17 protein-coding genes and 3 tRNA genes are annotated in these 21,307 nt (G+C 65.6%); 6 read left to right on the forward strand and 14 right to left on the reverse strand.

All coding sequences use genetic code 11. The features are described 5' to 3' along the window. Positions 1–110: 110 nt before the first annotated feature. Positions 111–1,061, reverse strand: coding sequence for a magnesium transporter CorA family protein (locus tag Uis4E_RS01460; RefSeq protein WP_034528002.1), 951 nt, complete (start codon positions 1,059–1,061; stop codon positions 111–113). A gap of 148 nt (positions 1,062–1,209) precedes the next feature. Then, complete coding sequence (locus Uis4E_RS01465; RefSeq protein ID WP_101621490.1) at positions 1,210–2,055, reverse strand: histidine phosphatase family protein; 846 nt, start codon at positions 2,053–2,055, stop codon at positions 1,210–1,212. Between the two features lie 109 nt (positions 2,056–2,164). On the opposite strand from Uis4E_RS01465, the gene Uis4E_RS01470 reads away from it, so the two are divergent. Continuing rightward, the gene (locus Uis4E_RS01470; RefSeq protein ID WP_101621491.1) at positions 2,165–3,457 is read left to right on the forward strand and encodes a THUMP-like domain-containing protein; all 1,293 of its coding nucleotides are present in this window, start codon (positions 2,165–2,167) and stop codon (positions 3,455–3,457) included. Between the two features lie 700 nt (positions 3,458–4,157). Here the strand turns inward: Uis4E_RS01470 and Uis4E_RS01475 are convergent. After that, the gene (locus Uis4E_RS01475; protein WP_165784801.1) at positions 4,158–4,409 is read right to left on the reverse strand and encodes a DUF2442 domain-containing protein; all 252 of its coding nucleotides are present in this window, start codon (positions 4,407–4,409) and stop codon (positions 4,158–4,160) included. 11 nt (positions 4,410–4,420) lie between these two features. Then, positions 4,421–4,663: a DUF4160 domain-containing protein gene (locus tag Uis4E_RS01480; protein WP_101621493.1), complete on the reverse strand. Its 243-nt coding sequence runs from the start codon at positions 4,661–4,663 to the stop codon at positions 4,421–4,423. A 269-nt stretch (positions 4,664–4,932) separates the two neighbouring features. On the opposite strand from Uis4E_RS01480, the gene Uis4E_RS01485 reads away from it, so the two are divergent. Further along, positions 4,933–5,280: a hypothetical protein gene (locus tag Uis4E_RS01485; protein ID WP_133125370.1), complete on the forward strand. Its 348-nt coding sequence runs from the start codon at positions 4,933–4,935 to the stop codon at positions 5,278–5,280. Between the two features lie 151 nt (positions 5,281–5,431). On the opposite strand, the gene Uis4E_RS01490 is transcribed toward Uis4E_RS01485, so the two are convergent. Further along, a complete protein-coding gene (locus Uis4E_RS01490) occupies positions 5,432–5,836 on the reverse strand; it encodes a pyridoxamine 5'-phosphate oxidase family protein (protein ID WP_101621496.1) in 405 nt (134 codons plus the stop codon). A gap of 172 nt (positions 5,837–6,008) precedes the next feature. Here Uis4E_RS01490 and Uis4E_RS01495 point away from each other — a divergent pair, with 172 nt between their 5' ends. Both Uis4E_RS01495 and Uis4E_RS01500 read left to right on the forward strand, forming a co-directional pair. Next, entirely contained in the window at positions 6,009–6,944 is a 936-nt protein-coding gene (locus Uis4E_RS01495) for a DMT family transporter (protein ID WP_101621498.1), read from the forward strand. A gap of 183 nt (positions 6,945–7,127) precedes the next feature. Further along, complete coding sequence (locus Uis4E_RS01500; RefSeq protein WP_243394266.1) at positions 7,128–8,240, forward strand: hypothetical protein; 1,113 nt, start codon at positions 7,128–7,130, stop codon at positions 8,238–8,240. 239 nt (positions 8,241–8,479) lie between these two features. Here the strand turns inward: Uis4E_RS01500 and Uis4E_RS01505 are convergent. The 9 genes from Uis4E_RS01505 to guaA all read right to left on the reverse strand — a co-directional run bounded on the left by Uis4E_RS01505 (position 8,480) and on the right by guaA (position 16,414). Continuing rightward, positions 8,480–8,552: transfer RNA gene (locus tag Uis4E_RS01505), tRNA-Ala, on the reverse strand. 71 nt (positions 8,553–8,623) lie between these two features. Then, positions 8,624–8,696 (reverse strand) — tRNA-Ala (locus Uis4E_RS01510). A 126-nt stretch (positions 8,697–8,822) separates the two neighbouring features. Beyond that, the gene (locus Uis4E_RS01515; protein WP_101621500.1) at positions 8,823–9,533 is read right to left on the reverse strand and encodes a histidine phosphatase family protein; all 711 of its coding nucleotides are present in this window, start codon (positions 9,531–9,533) and stop codon (positions 8,823–8,825) included. After that, entirely contained in the window at positions 9,533–9,916 is a 384-nt protein-coding gene (gene rsfS, locus Uis4E_RS01520; RefSeq protein WP_034526502.1) for a ribosome silencing factor, read from the reverse strand. Before rsfS ends, Uis4E_RS01515 begins: the two co-directional genes overlap by 1 nt. An 86-nt stretch (positions 9,917–10,002) precedes the next feature. Continuing rightward, complete coding sequence (gene glmU / locus Uis4E_RS01525; protein ID WP_101621501.1) at positions 10,003–11,394, reverse strand: bifunctional UDP-N-acetylglucosamine diphosphorylase/glucosamine-1-phosphate N-acetyltransferase GlmU; 1,392 nt, start codon at positions 11,392–11,394, stop codon at positions 10,003–10,005. Positions 11,395–11,495: 101 nt separating this feature from the next. Next, positions 11,496–11,566: transfer RNA gene (locus Uis4E_RS01530), tRNA-Gln, on the reverse strand. A gap of 41 nt (positions 11,567–11,607) precedes the next feature. Continuing rightward, positions 11,608–12,627 carry a ribose-phosphate diphosphokinase gene (locus Uis4E_RS01535; protein WP_165784802.1) on the reverse strand — a complete coding sequence of 340 codons (1,020 nt, stop codon included), beginning with the start codon at positions 12,625–12,627 and terminating at the stop codon, positions 11,608–11,610. A gap of 103 nt (positions 12,628–12,730) precedes the next feature. Beyond that, on the reverse strand, positions 12,731–14,524 hold the full coding sequence (locus tag Uis4E_RS01540; RefSeq protein WP_243394267.1) for an acyltransferase family protein: 1,794 nt from the start codon (positions 14,522–14,524) through the stop codon (positions 12,731–12,733). 327 nt (positions 14,525–14,851) lie between these two features. Then, entirely contained in the window at positions 14,852–16,414 is a 1,563-nt protein-coding gene (gene guaA / locus Uis4E_RS01545; protein ID WP_101621506.1) for a glutamine-hydrolyzing GMP synthase, read from the reverse strand. Between the two features lie 458 nt (positions 16,415–16,872). Here guaA and Uis4E_RS01550 point away from each other — a divergent pair, with 458 nt between their 5' ends. Both Uis4E_RS01550 and pta read left to right on the forward strand, forming a co-directional pair. Next, positions 16,873–19,350 carry a phosphoketolase gene (locus tag Uis4E_RS01550; protein ID WP_101621508.1) on the forward strand — a complete coding sequence of 826 codons (2,478 nt, stop codon included), beginning with the start codon at positions 16,873–16,875 and terminating at the stop codon, positions 19,348–19,350. A gap of 208 nt (positions 19,351–19,558) precedes the next feature. Further along, positions 19,559–21,229 (forward strand): phosphate acetyltransferase, encoded by a 1,671-nt coding sequence (gene pta / locus Uis4E_RS01555; RefSeq protein WP_165784803.1) that lies wholly within the window; start codon positions 19,559–19,561, stop codon positions 21,227–21,229. Positions 21,230–21,307 lie beyond the last annotated feature (78 nt).

Raw genomic sequence — 21,307 nt, forward strand, 5'->3', positions numbered from 1 at the left:
CGTCGCCAGCGCGGCGGCGACGCCCCGCGCGACGCGCGTGCGCGCGCGGGACCGCCGGCGCGTGCGGCGCGGGCGATCGTCTCGATTGCGGATGGCCGTCATACGCCTCCTCACTTGAACATGCGCGAGCGGGTGAGGAACCAGGTGACGGCGACGGAGAGGGCCACGGAGATGAGGATGATGACGGCGAAGCCCCATGACTTGTCGGTCAATGGCATGCCGAGCATGCCGTCCTGGAAGTTCATGCCGTACATGGAGAAGATGAGCGTCGGGATGGACAGCGTGATGGAGATGATCGTGAAGATGCGCATCACGTTGTTCAGGTTGTTGGACACGATCGAGGCGAACGCGTCGGTCATGTTCGCGAGAACGCCGCTGTAGATGTTGGCCATCTCGATGGCCTGTTTGTTCTCGGTGATGACGTCGTCGAGCAGGTCCTCGTCGTCCGGGTACTGCTTGATGCGCTGCAGGGTGGTGAGCTTCTCCATCACGATCTCGTTCGATTTGAGGGAGGTCGTGAAGTAGACCAAGGTCTTGGAGAGCTCCATGAGCATCACGATCTCGCGGTTCTGCATCGAGTGGCGCAGCTTGAGTTCGAGCTTGTCGCTCTCGCGGTCGATGATGCGCAGGTAGCGCAGGTACATGGTGGCGTTGCGGTAGAGGATCTGCAGGATGAACCGCGAGTGCATGTACGTGTTGAACCCGCGGATCGTGCCCTCCATGAACGGGTGGAGCACGGGCGTGTCCTGCATGCACACGGTGATGATGAGATGCTCGGTGACGATGATCGACAACGGGATGGTCTCGTACCAGTCGCGTCCGCCGCGCTCCTCGACGGTCGGGATGTCGACGATGACCATCGTGTAGTCGTCTTCGACGTCGACGCGGGACCTCTCCTCGTCATCGAGCGGCGCGCGCAGGTCGGCGAGGTCGACGCCGGTCTCGGAGGCGACGGTGGCGAGCTCCACGTCGGTGGGTTCGCTCAGGCACAGCCATGAGCCGTTCTCCGGTTTGTCGACCCGCTCCACTTGGCCGTTAATGGTGCTGAACATCCTCAACATCGTCTCTTCACCCGCCTTTCGCCGCGTCCGTCCAATCGGGGCCCTCCCCGAAAACCTCGACAAGTCTAGTCCCATGTGCGGGACGTGTGCCGACGGGGTCCACCCGTGCGGTTGAATTCGCGGTGAATTCGCGGGAACCGGCCCGTCGTCACCAGTTGATCGGCTGCCAGTCGGGCATGTGCGGGCCCCTGAGTTCGGCGGGGCCGTTCTCCCAGTCGCCGAGGTTCGCGATGGCGGGCCCCTGGTTGTGTTCGACGAGGTCGAACATCGGCTCGGCCGCGGGCTTCCCGTTGACCGTGTGGCGTACGGCGAGACGGCTCCAGCAGGCGTTGCGCATCGAGCCGACCGCGTTCATGCCGTCCGGGTCGAGGCCGAGCAGTTCGCTGATCGTCGCGACGATCCACGAGCCGTGCCCGACGAGCATCAGCGTGACGGGCCGTTCGCCCGCATAGGCGGGGTCGGCGATGATGTCGCGCACGGCCTTCGCGCCGCGCTCCCCCACGGCCCGGCGGCTTTCGACCCCGTAGGCGGTCTCGCCACCCTCATGCCGCTTCCACGAGGCGTAGGCCTCGGCGTCCACCGCGCGCACCTCGTCGCGCGTCAGTCCCTCCCATTGACCGAAGGAGCGTTCGCGCAGACGCGGGTCGGGCGTGACGTCGAGGCCAAGGATGTCGGCGAAGGCGTGCGCGGTCTGCATGGCGCGGAACAGGTCGGAGCTGATGACGGCCATGCGCCGGCGGGCGGCGGGCGCCTCCTCGTATTCGAACGTGCGGGTCCGCTCCCTCGCCTCGGGCCCCGGCTGCGGGATCGACGCGGGATCGTCGGCGAGACGGCTCACCTTCGCCCAGTAGTAGCGGGCGGCGAGCGCGAGCGCGGACTGGTCGGCCTGCCATTGGCCGACGATGTCGAGCGGTATGTCGATCTGCCCCTGCAATCGGCGTTGGAGATTGTAGTTCGTGCGTCCGTGCCTGAGCATCACGATTTCGTCGATCATCGTCGGTCCTTTCCGTCGCCTGCGGCCCTGCCGCCGTCCACGTTCCAGCTTCCCACATGCCCGCCACTGCCGCCGCCGCGGCGCGCCGGGCCGCCGGTACAATGGAGCGGTGTTGATTTCGGATGCCACGCGCGCCTTCGCCCGCGCGCATAGGGATGAGGACGTGCGCGACCTCGCGCTGCACGCGAAGCCGGGGCCGTACGTGGACCTCACGGCCGCGCTGGAGCAGATCGCCGGGTTCCGGACGGCGCGCGTGAAACTGCCCGGTTGGGCGGCATGCGAGGACGTCGTCTATCCGCCGCATCTGGCGATGGAGCAGTGCTCGTCGGAGGCGACGGCACGCTACAAGGCGGATGTCGCGCGGCGGATCGTCGCGGGCGACGCCGGCGACGCGGCCGCCGGGAACGCCGCGGCGGGCGAGCCGACGACGCTGATCGACTTCACCGGCGGTTTCGGCGTGGATTGCTCGTATATGGCGCGCGTGTTCGACCGCGCGGTCTACGTGGAGCGGCAGGAGCATCTGTGCGAGCTGGCCGCGCACAACCTGCCGGCGTTGGGGCTCGTGCACGCGCGCGTCGTGAACGACGACGCGGCTGCGTATCTTGCGACGTTGCCGGATGATGCGGCGACGATGGCGTTCCTCGATCCGGCGCGGCGTGACGCGCACGGCGCGCGCACGTACGCGATCGCCGACTGCACGCCGGACGTGCTGGGATTGATCGACCGGCTGCTCGCCGTCGCCCCGCATGTGATGGTGAAGCTCTCCCCGATGCTCGACTGGCATAAGACGGTCGCCGATTTCGCGGGGCGCGTGCATGAGGTGCATATCGTGTCCGTCGCCAACGAGTGCAAGGAGCTGCTGCTCGTCGTCGGCCGCGACGTGTGCGCCGCGTCGCGGGTCTTCTGCGTGAACGACGGTCAGGCATTGGCGTTCGACGCAGGCGGCGACGGGAATGATGGAAACGATGCCGCGATTGGTGACGGCGAGACCGGACAGGACGCCCGTATCGCCGATCCCGCCGATTCCGCCGATTCCGGTTCGTGGCGGTATCTCTATGAGCCGAACGCGTCGATCATGAAGGCGGGCTGCTTCTCCCTGCTCGCACGCCGCTTCGCCGTCGCTCCGGTCGCACGCGACAGCCACCTGTTCGTCTCAGCGGAGCCGGCCGCGGACTTCCCGGGCCGCGCGTTCGAGGTCGACGCGGTCGCCACGATGAACAAGAAGGAGCTGAAGCGCCTGACGGACGGGCTCACGCACGCGAACATCGCCACACGCAACTTCCCGATTCCGGTCGCAGCGCTGAGGAGAAAGCTCAAGCTCAAGGACGGCGGCGACGCCTACCTGTTCGCCACCACCGACGCCGCCGGCCGCCACATCGTCATCCGTTCCCACAAGCGATAAGCCGGCTTTTCGCATTTGGCGTGCAGGGGTCGGCCGCCGTCCCGATTGTTGCAGCGGATGGGTCGAACTCACGAATCGCAGGCATCCGTTCGAGATAAGCGGGGCGCGTAGCCGTGCGAAGGCTCCCGTCGTACAAGCCGGGCCATCGAATCATCCGGCAAGGCCATCCTGATTCGCCACGCAACCCGATAGAGGCCTGTTTTCCGGTTGGGTGCGAGGATCAGGCTCCCCCTCAACCTTGTGGAGGCGGGTTTGCGGGTTACGGGAGAACACGAATCCGAGTCGGGACTTGGCGCACGTGGGCCGTGTACGCGCGAAACCGCCATTTTCCAAGGATTGTCGGTTCGGAGGGTTTCGCCACTCAACCATGATTCGACCGTTCACGGCGTTGAGTGGCGAACCGGCCTCCCACTCAACCCCGAAAATGGGCGATTGCAGGTTGAGGGACAGCCTATTCCTCGCACCCAACATGGGAAACGGCGTAAGACGGGTTGAGGGAAAGGTTCCCGGCCACCCGCCCGAGGCGGGTGGCCGGGAACACGATGAACGAGGACCACACAGACCACTCACAATCGAAAGGGCCCGAATCTGCAACACCATACGGCGAAATCATGCGATCTGTGAAGCCCGGCACCGTGACGAGCGCTTCCTTCGAGAGAAAAACCGGTCCACTATTCTCCTTCGGCTGGGTTTCGCCGCGTCAGTCGACGATCATATCGGAGCGGACCCGCTCGGGGCGATGTCCATACCGTTCGGCCACGTGGGGGGCTCCGGCCACCAATCGAACACCTTGGGAAACCGACTGGTTCCGCAATGCACGGAAGTCACCTTTATCGAGGTATTGCGACATGTCGAACACGCCCCGCGCCCCGTCGGAGCAGACGACCCTCAACTTGTACCCGTCCAGCGGAGTCACTTCAGTCACATCACACAGATAATCCAGGAATGACATATCCGTCTCTCCTATCGCAGCGGTTCGATACGCATCGGCTGTTCGCCGGCGTGACAGACTTCCCATGAGGCCTTGAGCTCATCCTCGTGAATCGCCGCCCACGCCGATACAAGCCGGTGCTGCTTACGCGGCAATTCTCCCGACAGCACATCACCTTCCAATGAATACACGGCCTTCGCGCCCTGATATTCGACGTGCATTTGTGGCGGACTATGGTCGTCCGCATACATGCGGACGATGATGCCGTAGAACACGGCTCACAATCGGCATAGGACCCACTCCTTCCGATTCCGCTGCACCGCGAAATACTGTTGCATAACAGCTATCGTACATCGTGCCCAGGCGTTCAAGGCGAGTGCCAGACGCTGATTCCGACGAAGACCGCACCACCGTTGTTGCCGATTCTGCCCCTACCAAGGTATCCTGATATGTTTCCCTCTTTCAGGAAAGGAACACCGCATGAGAACGGCATATCCGGTCTCTTTCGTCTAGGCACCCACGCCTAGACGAAAGGAATCAATTCATGTCCAGAACATATAAGGATCGTCCATATCGTCTCGCGGTACGCGAGGCACAGGAAGCCGGTTACGTCGTGCATGTTCCGTTCCGACCTTTGTTCGCGACGGCGTCCGCATGGTACACGGACGTGGATGGCTATGCTTACACGCGCCATAATCGGCGAATCCACTGGCCGCTCCGCAGGTTCTCGGATTGGCGATGGATCGAGGGCGATTGGACGACCGACTATGGCAATGCGCGCCAGATCCGCCAGCATCTGAAGATGGCGTGCCATGACGCGAACAGCGGTCTCATGTCCGACGATTGGGACGACCCGGTCGTCTATCAGCGACGTCGCCGCTGGTATTGCTGAGACGGGGCTGCCGGCGAGCGCATCCAACCCGTCTGACCGGCTGTGATCCGCCGCGACACGCGACAGGGCCCCGGCCCGATGGATCGGAGACGATCATCGGACCGGGACCCTGCACGAAAAACGGGAAACGGAAAAACGTATGCCGGAAGGCTCAGTCCTTCTCGATGGTCTTGCCGGCGGTGGGGCCGGAGGCGAGGTTCTGGATCTCGGTGACTTCGAGCACCGGGATGACGGCCGGCTTCTTCGTGCCCTTCTCCTCGGCGACCTTCACCTGCTCCTCGTAGATGGCGTCGTCGGAGTGCAGGGTCACGGTGCCGCGGAAGCGGTAGCCCTTCTTCTCGGCGAGGTTCGCGAACGCGATGACCAGCGGGGAGCCGTCCTTGAGGTTCTCGTAGGCCTGGCCGGCGGTGCGCTCGTGGTAGGCGATGTGGTTGTCGTCGAGCACGAACAGGCTCATCTTCGGGCCGAGGTCGAGCTGGCCGTCCTTGGAGACGGTGGAGATCCAGCCCAGGTTGTTCTCGATGAAGGTCTTCATCTCGGCGGTGATCGTTGCCATGGCAGTGTCCTTTCGTTGCAACGGACGGTTGTATCCGAACCCCACCTTACCCACTCCCCCGACGCGCCCGGCCGACCTCCGCTGTGAGCATGCACACATGGGCATGTCACGGCCGTGCGGGCCGTATCGTATGAGCGTCCGGCAACATTCGGGAAAGGAACGCCAAGTGGGTATGCGGATGGTCGAACGGTTCAACGCGCTGCGCAGTCGCTGGTCGCGCTCGTTCCCCCCGAATCTGGCGCGCATCATGCTGCTCGCGTGCGCGGCGCTGTGGGGCGGCAGCTATCTGCTCGCCAAGGTGGCGATGACCGCGATCCCGCCGCAATGGCTGATGGCGTTGCGCATGGCGGGCGCCTGCGCATGCATGCTCGCCCTGTTCCACCGGCATATCCTGCCGGCGCTCAACCGGTCGATCATCATACCGGCGCTCGTGGTGGGCGTCACCTATTGGGGCACGATGGTCACGCAGACCATCGGACTGAAGACGATCGACCCGGGGCGCAGCGCGTTCCTGACCGCCGCCTACTGCGTGCTCACGCCGTTCGCCACATGGATCGTCTCCCGCATCCGACCGAAGGCCATCAACCTGGTGGCCGGCGTGATCTGCCTCGTCGGCGTGGGCTTCGTCTCGCTCAAAAACGGCATGACGCTCTCCCTGTCCGTCGGCGACTGGCTGACGATCGGCACGGCCGTCGTCTTCTCGTTCAACCTCACCTGCCTCGGCGTGTACGCGAAACGCTTCGACCCGATCGCCGTCACCTTCGTGCAGTTCGCCGTGGCCGGCGTGCTGTTCGTCGCGGGAGCCGCGTTCACCGAACCGGCGCCCGACATGGCCTGGCTGGCGCCGCCCGTGGTGGCGAGCGTCCTCTACCTGTTCCTCGGGGCGACGATGAGCGCGCAGATCATGCAGAACATCGGCCTCGCGCACGTGCCCGCCTCGCAGGCGTCGATCATCATGTGCACGGAAAGCCTGTTCGCCGTCTCGTTCTCCGCCCTGTTCTGGGGCGAGAGGATCACGTGGAGCTCGCTGGTCGGCTTCGCGCTGATCTTCACGGCCGTGCTGCTGTCCGTCTTCAAGCCGACGCGCCACTCGCTGCACCGCAATTGAGCGGCGGCGGACAGCGGCGCGCCATGACGGCGGACAGGCCGCGCATGTAACGCCGATATGTCGCTCCTGTGGAGATTCGCGCCGACATGTAAGCATTCTGAATCTTTCGCGTGTGCTTCAGGCGATTCCAAGCAGGTTTGGGTACGTTCTATCTTCGTGAAGAAGTTTTTCCAAGGCATATCGATGTCGCAGATCATCGCGGGATCGCTTGCCGCAGTCACCTCGTTCCTGTTGTCGGCGAAGATCGGCATCGCGGGTTCGGTGATCGGCGCGGCGGCCAGTTACGTGATCTCCACGCTGGCGGCGAACATCTACGGCACGATTCTCAAGGCCTCCGGACAGAAGCTCCAGGAGGTCAACCCGCTGAGCAACACCGGCTCGGATGATGACGCGAAGGGCGAGGATTCCGAGAAATCCGGCGAATCCGAATCAGAGAAGGCGGACGACGCGGCGCACGCCGACGCCGGCAAGACCGGCGACGGGGCGGCCGCGACGGATGAGACGGACGACGGCGAGGAGACCGTCATCGGACGGTTCAACGGCGCGGACGTGCTCGCGGCGGGTGCCGCGGGCGCGAAGACCCGCAGACTCGGCATCGGCGACGTGCCGCTGCCGCCGGCCGCCTCGGCGGCATCCAAGGACCGGATCGGACGGGTCGCCGGTTCGAACGGGCTCGGCGCGCCGTCGCCGAACACGAGCACCTACAACGTGTCCGAACTGCGCGGCAAGCGCAGGATCGACCCGAAGCGCATGGCGATCATCGTCTCCGTGGTGAGCGGTCTGCTGGGTGTGGCGATCACGGCCGGCGTGGTCATGCTCATCACCAACGGCAACGGCACCGACACCGTGGTGCGTGACATCGTGAGCCCGTCCTCCACGTCCAAGACGACGACGGACACCGGCACGACCACGCAGGAGACGCCGACGAAGCCGGACAAGCCGACCGACCAGAACGGCTACGGCACGACCGACGACACCACGGACGGCACGACCGACGGCACCGACACGGGCACGACGAGCGGCTCGACCGGCACGGATTCCTCGACCGGCACGTCCGGGTCGGGTACGAGCGGCTCCACCGGTTCCTCGTCCGGCTCATCCTCCTCCGGTTCCAGCTCGTCCGGGTCGACCGGCAGCGGCACGACCGGATCCGAATCCGGCTCGTCCTCCTCCGGTTCCAGCTCGTCCGGGTCGACCGGCGGCGAATCCACCGGGTCGAGTTCGTCCGGGTCGACCGGTTCCGGATCCACGTCGTCCGGGTCGACCGGTGGCGAATCCACCGGAACGACGAACTGATGGCGAGCCGACTGGGGTGTGAGGCCGGCAACGGCTGATCGGAGATGGCCACCCCACTCCCACCCCCAGTCGGCTTCGCCGACAGCCCCCGCCAGCGGGGGCATGTTGTATCCCGCCCGCCGTCACGCATGACAGTCCGACAGCCCCCGCCGGCGGGGGCATGGTTGCAGGAATGTGGCAAGGGCATGCAAACGCGAAGGCCCGCAGGACTTGAATCCTGCGGGCCTTCATCGTAATCGTGGAGCTAAGGGGATTCGAACCCCTGACCCTCTCCATGCCATGGAGATGCGCTACCAGCTGCGCCATAGCCCCGTATTCATTTATGCGCATAGTTATTGATACGCAAACGCCGTCATCGGAATCATCCGAATCATCACGTTTCGTGGAGCTAAGGGGATTCGAACCCCTGACCCTCTCCATGCCATGGAGATGCGCTACCAGCTGCGCCATAGCCCCGTATTCGGTTATCGGCTCGCTCAAACGAACCTCGTATACATTACGACGGAGAACGCGATTCGGCAACTACGCGTGTCGCCCGCGTGTCGCGCTTGCGGCACACGGGCGACAAACCTCGTCATCGCGTCAGCGTTCCCTCTCCCATTCGGGCGTGTCCGCGATGGCGGGCCCGTGGTTGTAGTCGGCGAGACGCCAGCGGAACGTGCCGTCGGGCATGTCCATCAGGGTGAGTCGCACCCAATGCGCGTTGCGCATCGAGACGACCGAACCGAACGTGGGATCCACCTTGTCGAGTCCGAGCAGGGTCTGGAGGGTCTGCGCGATCCACGCTCCGTGTGAGAACACGAACAGGTCGGTGTTCTGCCCCGCGCGCGTGGCCCAGTCGTTCAACGCCTCGACGCCGCGACGCCCCACATGGCTTTTCGGTTCGGCGCCGTATTTGAGTTCGCCGCCGCCGTGCATGCGCCACGAGGCGAAGTCCTCCGGGTAGCGTTCGACGAGTTCGGCGACGGCGTGGCCGTCCCATTCGCCGAAGCTGCGCTCGCGCACGCGCTCATCGTCATGTACTTCGACCCCCGCTTCCGCCCCGCCGAGCACGTCGGCGAACGCCTGCGCGGTGGCGTGGGCGCGGCTCAGGTCGGAGGAGACGATGAGACGGTCGGTCACGTTCGGCAGCCGGTCGACGTACAGCGACTTCAACGCGGCCGCGGTCTGGACGACCTGCCAGCGGCCGACGGTGTCGAGCGGGATGTCGACCTGCCCCTGCAGCTTGTGCGCCGCATTGTAGGAGGTGCGGCCGTGGCGGACGAGGAAGACGCTCCTGACGTGGCGGACCATCATTCGGCGCTTTCCGGATGCGCGAGCTCCAGGTCGATCTGCGGGCAGTCGCGCCACAGGCGTTCCAGCCCGTAGAATTCGCGGGATTCCTCGTGCATCACGTGGATCACGTAGTCGCCGTAGTCGAGCAGCACCCACTGGCCTTCGGTGAGGCCTTCGCGGTCGCGCGGCTTGCGCCCGTCGCACTTGAGGTAGAGGTCCTTTTCGATCTCCTCGGCGACGGCGAGCACCTGACGCTCGTTGGACGCGCCGGCGATCATCATGATGTCGGTGATACCGAGCGGCCCGGTCACGTCGTAGGCGACGATGTCGGTCGCCTTGACGCGGTCGGCCGCCTCGGCGGCGATGCGGATGTCGTCGATGGATGACTGCAGTGCGGTCATGAATCTCCTCGTGTCTGTTGCGTGATCTGAATGGTCGGAATGGGGTCGCACGGGTCCGTCGTCCGTCGTCCCGTCGGGCGCGCCGGTCAGCGCTCCCAGGCGGGCTTCCAGCCTTCGACGTTGTGCTGCGTGTTCTCCGAGTACACCATCGTGTCGTCGGGCACGGCGTGGCGGATGACGGAGCCGGCGCCGGAGGTGACGTTGTCGCCGACCTCGACGGGCGCGACGAGCAGGTTGCCGGCGCCGATGTGGCAGCCGGCGCCGATCGTCGTGCGGTTCTTGTGCACGCCGTCGTAGTTGGCGGTGATGGTGCCGCCGCCCACGTTCGTGTGGTCGCCGAGCTGCGCGTCGCCCACGTAGCTCAGGTGCGGCACCTTGGTGCCGTTGCCGATGTGCGCCTTCTTCATCTCGACGAAGGCGCCGGCCTTCGCCTCCTCGCCGAAGTCGTTGCCCTGACGCAGGTACGTCCACGGGCCGATGTTGGTGGCGCGGCCGATGTGGGATTCCTGCACGCGGGAGCGTTCGACGACGGCCTCGGCGTCGACGGTCGCGTCGATGAGGGTCGAGTACGGTCCGACGACCGCCTCCTCACCGATGACCGTATGGCCCTGCAGGAACGTGCCGGGCAGGATGGTCGCGTCGCGGCCGATCTCGACGTCGTCCTCGATCCACGTGGTCTCCGGGTCGAGGATGGTGACGCCGGAGTGCATCCACGCCTCGCACACGCGGCGGTTGTGCGCCTTGGCGAGCGCGGCGAGCTGCACGCGGTCGTTGACGCCTTCGACGCTCAGCGGGTCGGGGGCGGTGAACGCGCCGACCTTGCCGTTGGCGCGGGCGGTCTCCAGCGCGTCGGTCAGGTAGAACTCGCCCTGCGCGTTGTTGGATTTGAGGTCGGCGATGGCGCGGGCGAGCAGTTCCGCGTCGAACACGTACACGGAGGTGTTCACCTCCTGCACGGCGAGTTCGCTGCGGTTCGCGTCCTTCTGTTCGACGATGCGCAGCACGTTGCCCTCGCGGTCGCGGATGATGCGGCCGTAGCCGGTCGGGTCGTCGAGCACGGTGGTCAGGACGGTGGCGCCGTTGCCGGATTCGTTGTGGAAGGCGACGAGCTTGGAGAGCGTGTCGGCGTCGAGCAGCGGCATGTCGGAGGCGGCGATGAGCACGGGGCCGGCGAGCGGGCCGTCGGCGGCGAGCTGCGCCATCGCGCACTGCACGGCGCGTCCGGTGCCGGGGATGTCGTCCTGATTGACGATGGTGACGTCCGCGTCGTAGGAGCGCGCGGCGGCGGCGACGCGTTCGGCCTGGAAGTGGACGACCACGGCGAGCGTGGCGGGGTCGAGCGCCTTCACGGAGTCCATGACGCGGTTGAGGAAGGTCTTGCCGGCGAAGGTGTGCAGCACCTTCGGCTTCTTGGATCGCATGCGGGTGCCTTCTCCCGCGGCGAGGATGATTGCGGCGGTCACTGCCGAGGATGCCATAAGCGTGTCGTTCCCTTCACTTGGCGTGTCATCTGTTTCCAGCACCTAACGATAGACGGCCGCCCGGATGAGCCGGACGGCCGTCTGTTGCGGTGTAGGCGTTCCCCCACCTGGATTCGAACCAAGACAAAGGGTTCCAAAGGCCCGTGTGCTGCCATTACACCATGGGGGACCGGCGGCGTTCGCCGCCAAGTGTTTATTTATACCATAAGGTCAGGCGAAAAGGAAACCCTGGCCATGGTGTTCGGGGTACGTGTCGAACAGTTCGGCCACGGAGCCGTCCTCGAACACGGCGCGGATGGCGCCGGCGAGCAGCGGGGCGATGGACAGGACGGTCAGGCCGTCCCAGCGCTTCTCCTCGGGGATCGGCACGGTGTCGGTGAGGACGACCTCGCGGGCGCCGCTCTCCTTGAGGCGTTCGACGGCGGGGCCGGACAGCACGCCGTGCGTGGCGACCACGGTGACGGAGTTCGCGCCGGCGTCGCGCAGCACCTTGCAGGCGCCGGCGATGGTGCCGGCGGTGTCGATGAGGTCGTCGACGAGCACGCAGTCCTTGCCCTTGACGTCGCCGACGACGCGGTTGGCGACGGCCTGGTTCGGGCGGGTGATGTCGCGCGTCTTGTGCACGAAGGCGAGCGGGCCGCCGCCGAGGCGCTGCGCCCACTGTTCGGCGACGCGGATGCGGCCGGCGTCCGGGGAGACGACGGTCACGTTGTCGAGCTGGCCCTGGAAGCGGTCGCGGATGTAGTCGACGAGCACCGGCATGGCGATGAGATGGTCGACGGGGCCGTCGAAGAAGCCCTGGGACTGGGCGGCGTGCAGGTCGACGGACATGATGCGGTCGGCGCCGGCGGTCTTGAGCAGGTCGAAGATGAGACGGCAGGAGATGGGCTCGCGGCCACGGTGCTTCTTGTCCTGGCGCGAGTAGCCGAGCAGCGGGCAGACGGCGGTGATGGAGCGGGCGGAGGCGCGCTTGAGCGCGTCGATCATGATGAGCTGCTCCATGATCGCCTTGTTGATCGGCTTGTAGTGGCTTTGCAGCACGAACACGTCGGCGCCGCGCACCGATTCGGTGTAGCGCACGTACATCTCGCCGTTCGCGAAGTCGTATGCGGTGGTTTCCAGCACGTCGATGCCGAGCTGGTCGGCGACGTCCTGCGCGAGTTTCGGATGAATCCTTCCCGTGACGAGAATAAGGTTCTTGTCGGGCTTCCCTTCGAGGATTGCGCTCACCGTATCTCCCAAACGTTGTTTGCAGTTATCAATGGACGGAATTCAAGTGTAATGGCCATAGCCGACCGCCCCGGCGGCCACGCGTCGGGGCGTGGCGGCCGGCTCAGTGGCCGGCGTCGATCCACGCCTGGATGGCCTGTCTGACGGCCTGCGCGTAGTAGTCGCCTCCGTCGGGGTGGATGCCGTCGGCGGCGAGGTGGGACGCGTTGGCGGCGGCCGCGGAGTCCCAGTCGGCGACGACCACGTTGTCCGGGTGGGCGGCGGCGAACTGTTGGAGCAGCTGGTTGTTCTGGGGGATCCACGTGCGGTCGCCGTGCGCGTTGACGAGCACGAGCACGCGGTCGGGCCCCACCATGTTCAGGTATTGGTCGAGGTGTTCGGGCGGGATGGGGCCGTTGGTGGCGAGACCGAGCACGACCCACTGCCGCAGTCCCGCGCCCTTGCCGGAGACGATGCCGAAGCCGGCGAAGCTGGAGCGTGATACGGCCGCGTCGAGGTCGATGCCGGGAAACACCTCCTGCATGCCTTTGGCGCTGGCGAGCATGACGGAGTCGCCGACGGCGGTGATCTGGTCGCCGGTGGGCATGGTGTGCGGCGGTTTGCGCGGCGTGGGCACCTGTCCGCGTCCGAGCGCCTGTTCGGCGGCGAGTCGCGCGGTCTGGCGTTCGAGCGCGATCTCGACGGAGGTCTTTTCGGGCGCGTCGCGTACGGCGACCACGCCGCCGGCGATGACGAGCAGCAGTGCGATGGCGGAGGCGACGGCGCGCACGACGTCGCGCCATGTGCATCCGGGGCCGGGCACGACGATCGAGCTGATGCCGCCGCGGACTGCGGGCCGTTCGACGAGGATCCACGAGACGGCGGTGGCGACGAGGGTGATGACGAGCGTGACGGGCAGCACCCACAGGTGCGTGCCTTTGCCGGGCACGAGGCGCGGCAGCGTGGCGGCGACGATGAGCCATACGGGCCAATGCCACAGGTAGATGCCGTACGAGTAGCGGCCGAGCAGGGCGAGCGGGCGGAACACGAACTGGGATTGCATCCACGAGTCGGTCTGCACGGTGCCGGCGATGAGCAGGATGGACAGCACGCTGGCGAGCGGGATGCCCCATTGGAACGAGTCGGCGTCCTGGTTGCCGCGGATCGCCATGTCGATGAGCGCGATGGCGGCGACGAACGCGACGACGGGCGCGAGGACGCGGCGTGCACGCACGGCCCACGGCAGGTGGTCGCCGACGGCGATGCGCCGGTTGACGACGATCCAGGCGAGGGCGACGCCGAGCATGAACCCGGTGGCGTGCGTGTCGGTGCCGAAGTAGACGCGCGTGGGGTCGGCGCCGGGCGTGTACGTGAGGTTCATCGACGCGGCGCTGCCGACGGCGATGGCGAGCGGCACGAGCAGGGAGCATCGGGTGTGCCGGATGCGGTGCATGAACCATGCGACGATCGGGATGACGAGGTAGAGCTGCATGAGGACGGAGACGAACCACAGGTGCCTCAGCAGTTGGGGGTTCATCTGGCCGAAGTAGCTGTTGCCGCTGGCGATGGCGTACCAGTTGTAGCAGCCGAGCGCCACGGTGACGATCTGGTCGCGGATGTGGACGAGGAGGTCCTTGTCGAGGCACCATGCGGCGAAGGAGACGGCGGGGATCATGAGCACGAGCGCCGGGTAGAGGCGGGTGAACCGCCTGGGCCAGTAGCGTTCGAGACCGAGCCCCTCCCCCGCCTTCAGCCTGGTGAACAGGCCGATGGCGGCGAGGAATCCGGAGACGGTGAGGAACACGTCCACGCCGTAGAATCCTCCCGGTAGCCATGACTGTTCGCAGTGATACAGGATGATGGCGATGAGGGCGAGCCCCTTGATGCCGTCCAATCCGACGAAATGCCGACGTGCCACGATGACCGCTCTACTTCTTCTCGTTCTTGGTTCTTTGGTTCTCTCTATGGTTCCGCGGCGTCAAACCGCAGACAGTGACAGATTAGTAACCCTCCCCCACCAACACGCCTTCCCCGCGTCGTCGTTCACGTCACGTACAAAAAAGGTCCGGAACGCGCGGAGCGTTCCGGACCTTCCGTCCCGTCACTCAGGAATCGCGGGATGCGTGCGGAGGCCGCCGTCACCCGTGGAATCCGGTGATGCGTGCGGCAGCAAGGCGCACCGAGGGAAGGCGTGCGAAGGCACGTCGACCGAGGGGCAACGCAGCTGACGCTCCATCACCGGATTTCACTCCCATTCGATGGTCGCCGGCGGCTTGGAGGTGCAGTCCAGCACGACGCGGTTGATCTGGCGGCATTCGTTGGTGATGCGGGTGGAGATGGCGGCGAGGACGTCGTAGGGGACGCGGGACCAGTCGGCGGTCATGGCGTCTTCGGAGGAGACGGGGCGGAGGACGATGGGCGAGCCGTAGGTGCGTTCGTCGCCTTGGACGCCGACGGAGTGGACGTCGGCGAGGAGGACGACGGGGCACTGCCAGATGTCGCGGTCGAGGCCGGCCTTGGTGAGTTCCTCGCGGGCGATGGCGTCGGCTTCGCGAAGGACGTCGAGACGTTCGCGGGTGATCTCGCCGACGATGCGGATGCCGAGGCCGGGGCCGGGGAACGGCTGTCGCCAGACGATCTCGTCGGGCAGGCCGAGTTCGGTGCCGATGGCGCGGACCTCGTCCTTGAAGAGGGTGCGCAGCGGTTCGACGAGCTGGAACTTGATGTCCTTGGGGAGGCCGCCGACGTTGTGGTGGCTCTTGATGTTGGCCGCGCCGTCGCCGCCGCCGGATTCGACGACGTCCGGGTAGAGGGTGCCCTGCACGAGGAACTTGACTTCCTTGCCGCGGGCGCCGGCCTCTTCGAGGACCTGGAGCTGGGCCTTCTCGAAGGTGCGGATGAACTTCTCGCCGATGATCTTGCGCTTGCGTTCGGGTTCGGAGACGCCCTTGAGGGCGTCGAGGAAGTCGTCGGCGGCGTCGACGGTGATGAGGCGGATGCCGGTGGCCTCGACGAAGTCGTGCTTGACCTGCTCGACCTCGCCCTTCCTGAGCAGGCCGTGGTCGACGAACACGCAGGTGAGCTGGTCACCGATGGCCTTGTGGACGAGGGCCGCGGCGACGGCGGAGTCGACGCCGCCGGACAGGCCGCAGATCACTTCGGCGTCGCCGACCTGCTCGCGGATCTTCGCGACCTGGTCCTCGATGATGGAGGAGGCGTCCCAGTCGGAGCCGAGGCCGGCGCAGTCGTGGAGGAACGTCTCGATGAGCTTCTGGCCGAGCGGCGTGTGCTTGACTTCGGGGTGCCACTGCACGCCGTAGAGCTTGCGGGATTCGTCGGCCATGGCGGCGACGGGCGCGCCTTCGGTGTGGGCGAGGACCTCGAAGCCGGCGGGCGCGGTCTTGACGGCGACGCCGTGGCTCATCCACGTGCTCTGTTCGGCCGGGGAGCCGGCGAGGATGGCGTCGGCGTGGTCGATCGTGGTCTCGGTCTTGCCGTATTCGCCGAGGGCGGCCTTGTCGACGTCGGCGCCGAGGGCGTAGGCCATGGCCTGGAAGCCGTAGCAGATGCCGAGCACGGGCACGCCCGCCTCGAAGAGCTTCTTGTCGACGCGCGGGGCGCCGGGCTCGAACACGGAGGCGGGGCCGCCGGAGAGGATGATCGCCTTCGGATCCTTGGCCAGCATCTCGTCGACGGGCATCGAGTGGGGCACGAGTTCGGAGTACACATTGGCCTCGCGGACGCGGCGGGCGATGAGCTGGGCGTACTGGGCGCCGAAGTCGACGACGAGCACAGGACCTGTTGCCATGGAAATTCCCCTAACGTTTATCGGGATGTAACTTGATGACTTGCCGCCTTATTATCCCCGTCGAACGAGACAAGGCGAAACGACGTATTTTCTGTGCGAAAAACGCACTTCCTTCACATGACGGCGTTGTCAACACGCCGGGAGTGAACATAACGAAACGAACGTGGACGTATCGGATAAACCCTTTGTTTCCAGCGGGATTCCAACGTTTTCATCGTGTTATCGAACAATTTCGATGTGCACAATCGCACGGGCAATTCACACAAAACCAGCAAAAATCGAAACAATTCCGAACACACCCGCAAGAAATCGTTCAAAAGTCGCGTTGTCCTCGTACCATAACGAGTGATTGGGAGCGGAAACCGCATGACCGCAAGGCTGTGAGGCACCGCGACCGAGTGGAAATAATCAATCGCGCGACGATCGCACGATCGGCGCGCAGGAGTACAGGAGTACACATGACGAGTCCTGTTATTGGCACCCCTTGGAAGAAGCTGAACGCTCCGGTTTCCGAGGAGGCCCTCGAAGGCGTTGACAAGTACTGGCGCGTTGCCAACTACCTCTCCATCGGCCAGATCTACCTGCGTAGCAACCCGCTGATGAAGGAGCCCTTCACCCGCGAGGATGTCAAGCACCGTCTGGTCGGCCACTGGGGCACCACCCCGGGCCTGAACTTCCTGATCGGCCACATCAACCGCTTCATCGCCGACCACGGCCAGAACACCGTGATCATCATGGGCCCGGGCCACGGCGGCCCGGCCGGCACCTCGCAGTCCTACCTGGACGGCACCTACACCGAGACCTTCCCGAAGATCACCAAGGACGAAGCCGGTCTTCAGAAGTTCTTCCGCCAGTTCTCCTACCCGGGCGGCATCCCGTCCCACTTCGCTCCGGAGACCCCGGGCTCCATCCACGAGGGCGGCGAGCTGGGCTACGCCCTGTCCCACGCCTACGGCGCCATCATGGACAACCCGAGCCTGTTCGTCCCGGCCATCGTCGGCGACGGTGAGGCCGAGACCGGCCCGCTGGCCACCGGCTGGCAGTCCAACAAGCTCGTGAACCCGCGCACCGACGGCATCGTGCTGCCGATCCTGCACCTCAACGGCTACAAGATCGCCAACCCGACCATCCTGTCCCGCATCTCCGACGAGGAGCTCCACGAGTTCTTCCACGGCATGGGCTACGAGCCGTACGAGTTCGTCGCCGGCTTCGACGATGAGGACCACATGTCCATCCACCGTCGCTTCGCCGAGCTCTTCGAGTCCATCTGGGACGAGATCTGCGACATCAAGTCCGCGGCCAACACGGACAACGTGCACCGTCCGTTCTACCCGATGCTGATCTTCCGCACCCCGAAGGGCTGGACCTGCCCGAAGTACATCGACGGCAAGAAGACCGAGGGCTCCTGGCGTTCCCACCAGGTGCCGCTGGCCTCCGCCCGCGACACCGAGGCCCACTTCGAGGTCCTCAAGAACTGGCTCGAGTCCTACAAGCCGGAGGAGCTGTTCGACGAGAACGGCGCCGTCAAGGACGATGTCCTCGCCTTCATGCCGAAGGGTGAGCTGCGCATCGGCGCCAACCCGAACGCCAACGGTGGTGTCATCCGCGACGACCTGAAGCTCCCGAACATCGAGGACTACGCCGTCAAGGAAGTCGAGAAGTACGGCCACGGCTGGGGCCAGCTCGAGGCCACCCGTCGTCTGGGCGTCTACACCCGCGACATCATCAAGAACAACCCGCACGACTTCCGCATCTTCGGACCGGATGAGACCGCCTCCAACCGTCTGCAGGCCTCCTACGAGGTCACCAACAAGCAGTGGGACGCCGGCTACATCTCCGACGAGGTCGACGAGCACATGCACGTCTCCGGCCAGGTCGTCGAGCAGCTGTCCGAGCACCAGATGGAAGGCTTCCTGGAGGGCTACCTGCTCACCGGCCGCCACGGCATCTGGAGCTCCTACGAGTCCTTCGTGCACGTGATCGACTCCATGCTCAACCAGCACGCCAAGTGGCTCGAGGCCACCGTTCGTGAGATCCCGTGGCGCAAGCCGATCGCGTCCATGAACCTGCTGGTCTCCTCCCACGTCTGGCGCCAGGACCACAACGGCTTCTCGCACCAGGATCCGGGTGTCACCTCCCTGCTGCTGAACAAGTGCTTCCACAACGACCACGTCATCGGCATCTACTTCGCCACCGACGCGAACATGCTGCTGGCCATCGCCGAGAAGTGCTACAAGTCCACCAACAAGATCAACGCCATCATCGCCGGCAAGCAGCCGGCCGCCACCTGGCTGTCCCTCGACGAGGCTCGCGCCGAGCTCGAGAAGGGTGCCGCCGCCTGGGATTGGGCCTCCACCGCGAAGTCCAACGATGAGGCCGAGATCGTGCTTGCCGCCGCCGGCGATGTCCCGACCCAGGAGATCATGGCCGCCTCCGACAAGCTCAAGGCCATGGGCATCAAGTTCAAGGTCGTCAACGTGGTGGACCTGCTCGCTCTGCAGTCCGCCAAGGAGAACGACGAGGCCCTGTCCGACGAGGAGTTCGCCGACATCTTCACCGCCGACAAGCCGGTGCTGTTCGCGTACCACTCCTACGCCCACGACGTGCGCGGCCTGATCTACGATCGTCCGAACCACGACAACTTCAACGTCCACGGCTACGAGGAGGAAGGCTCCACCACCACGCCGTACGACATGGTTCGCGTGAACGAGATCGATCGTTACGAGCTGACCGCCGAGGCCCTGCGCATGATCGACGCCGACAAGTACGCCGATGAGATCAAGAAGCTCGAGGACTTCCGTCTGGAAGCCTTCCAGTTCGCGGTCGACAACGGCTACGATCACCCGGACTACACCGACTGGGTGTACTCCGGCCTGAACACCTCCGAGAAGGGCGCCATCACCGCCACCGCCGCCACCGCCGGCGACAACGAGTGACGCGCCGCCTCTCCACGAGGTGATCGCATCCCGTAAGGGCTGAAATGGGGGCCCGGGTTTCCACACCCGGGCCCTCATTTGCGTATTCCGGTGCATCTTCCTGCAACTTTCCGCGTTTTTCCCGGCAACACGGACGTGAACGATAACAAGCGCCGCTACAATGAGGGGTGGCACATCCGCACTGAATCATCAAAGGAGACTGACACCAGTGACCGTCACCCGTGTATACATCGCAAGCCCGGAAGGCGCCAACGGCCGCAACGTCGTCGCGTACGGCGTCCTCAACGCACTGACCTCCAAGTACAAGACGATGGTGTTCCGCCCCGCCGTATCCAACCACGACCACTTCACCCCGGTGCTGCTCGCCGCCTCGAACGCGGGCCTCGGCGTCGCCCTGTCCACCGGACTCGACATCCACAAGGTCCGCGCCGACAAGGAGACCGCCCGCGGCGACATCGTCGGCGCCTTCAACGACGCCCTCGCCGTCTCCCGCGCGGACGCGGCGCTCATCGTCGGCACCGACAAGTCGCACGTCAACGATCCGACCACCTACGAGTTCAACGCGAACGTGGCCGCCGACCTGCAGGCGGGCGTGTTCCTGTCCATCTGCACCATCGACCGCTGGCCGGACGAGCTGGACGAGACCGTGAAGCTGTCGATCGAGGGCATGGAGGCCGCCGGCAACCGCGTGCTCGGCATCTTCGTGACCGGCTGCGAGCCGCGCCACGCGTTCTCCGTCAAGCAGACCCTCGCCAAGTACGGCCTGCCCGTGTGGACGATCCCGCAGGTGCCGTTCACCGACGAATCCAACAAGACGCTGGCGCTCGAGACGTTCCGCGCGAACGCCCCCACCGAGGAGGTGCTCGCCGCGCTCGACGTGGACGTCGACTTCCCGATCACCCCCTATGCGTTCCAGTACGGCCTGATCGGCAAGGCCAAGACGAACAAGAAGACGATCGTCCTGCCGGAGGGCGAGGAGGACCGCATCATCAAGGCGGCCGACTTCCTGCTCGAACGCGAGGCCGTGAACCTCATCATCGTCGGCGAGAAGGACGCGATCCTCGCCCGCGGCAAGGAGCTCGGTCTCAAGCACCTCGACCGCGCCCGCTTCCAGTCCATGGACGACGAGGAGGTCCTCAAGCCCATGGTCGACAAGCTGTGCGAGCTGCGCGCCAAGAAGGGCATGACCGAGGAGCAGGCCCGCAAGCAGCTCCGGGACGCCAGCTACTTCGGCACGATGCTCGTCGTGCTCGGCTACGCGGACGGCCTGGTCTCCGGCTCCGTCAACTCCACCGCCAACACGGTGCGCCCGGCCCTGCAGGTCATCAAGACCAAGCCCGGCCAGAAGCTCGTCTCCGGCGCGTTCCTCATGTGCTTCAAGGACCATGTGGCCGTGTTCGCCGACTGCGCCATCAACCTGAACCCGACCGCCGAACAGCTCGCCGAGATCGCCATCCAGTCCGCGGCGACCGCCAAGGCGTTCGGCATCGAGCCGAAGGTCGGCATGCTCTCCTACTCCACGCTCGGCTCCGGCAAGGGCCCGGACGTGGACGTCGTCGAGGAGGCCACGAAGCTCGTCAAGGAGAAGGCCCCGGATCTGCCGGTCGTCGGCTCCATCCAGTTCGACGCCGCCTGGTCGCCCACCGTGGCCGCCACGAAGGCCAAGGGCAACGACGTCGCCGGCCACGTCAACGTGTTCGTGTTCCCCGACCTGTGCGCCGGCAACATCGGATACAAGGCCGTGCAGCGCTCCTCCGGCGCCCTCGCCATCGGCCCGGTGCTGCAGGGCCTCAACAAGCCGGTCAACGACCTGAGCCGCGGCGCGCTGGTGCAGGACATCATCAACACCGTCGCCCTCACCGCCGTCACCGCGCAGTGAACCGGTGAACGTCCACGGGCTCCCGTCATTCGGCGGGAGCCCGTGTCTTGTAGCAAGCAGCGAGTATTCTAAACACTT

Origin of the sequence: Bifidobacterium parmae, assembly GCF_002860365.1 — a bacterium.
Classification (GTDB): domain Bacteria; phylum Actinomycetota; class Actinomycetes; order Actinomycetales; family Bifidobacteriaceae; genus Bifidobacterium; species Bifidobacterium parmae.

What these genes read in the sequence shown, in the direction of transcription:
- Uis4E_RS01465 (WP_101621490.1), bottom strand. Translation starts at nt 2,055, where the DNA reads ATGATCGACGAAATCGTGATGCTCAGGCACGGACGCACGAACTACAAT.
- Uis4E_RS01460 (WP_034528002.1), bottom strand. Translation starts at nt 1,061, where the DNA reads ATGTTGAGGATGTTCAGCACCATTAACGGCCAAGTGGAGCGGGTCGAC.
- Uis4E_RS01515 (WP_101621500.1), bottom strand. Translation starts at nt 9,533, where the DNA reads ATGGTCCGCCACGTCAGGAGCGTCTTCCTCGTCCGCCACGGCCGCACC.
- Uis4E_RS01485 (WP_133125370.1), top strand. Translation starts at nt 4,933, where the DNA reads ATGTCCAGAACATATAAGGATCGTCCATATCGTCTCGCGGTACGCGAG.
- guaA (WP_101621506.1), bottom strand. Translation starts at nt 16,414, where the DNA reads ATGGCAACAGGTCCTGTGCTCGTCGTCGACTTCGGCGCCCAGTACGCC.
- Uis4E_RS01500 (WP_243394266.1), top strand. Translation starts at nt 7,128, where the DNA reads ATGTCGCAGATCATCGCGGGATCGCTTGCCGCAGTCACCTCGTTCCTG.
- Uis4E_RS01475 (WP_165784801.1), bottom strand. Translation starts at nt 4,409, where the DNA reads ATGTCATTCCTGGATTATCTGTGTGATGTGACTGAAGTGACTCCGCTG.
- glmU (WP_101621501.1), bottom strand. Translation starts at nt 11,394, where the DNA reads ATGGCATCCTCGGCAGTGACCGCCGCAATCATCCTCGCCGCGGGAGAA.
- Uis4E_RS01495 (WP_101621498.1), top strand. Translation starts at nt 6,009, where the DNA reads ATGCGGATGGTCGAACGGTTCAACGCGCTGCGCAGTCGCTGGTCGCGC.
- rsfS (WP_034526502.1), bottom strand. Translation starts at nt 9,916, where the DNA reads ATGACCGCACTGCAGTCATCCATCGACGACATCCGCATCGCCGCCGAG.
- Uis4E_RS01550 (WP_101621508.1), top strand. Translation starts at nt 16,873, where the DNA reads ATGACGAGTCCTGTTATTGGCACCCCTTGGAAGAAGCTGAACGCTCCG.
- Uis4E_RS01490 (WP_101621496.1), bottom strand. Translation starts at nt 5,836, where the DNA reads ATGGCAACGATCACCGCCGAGATGAAGACCTTCATCGAGAACAACCTG.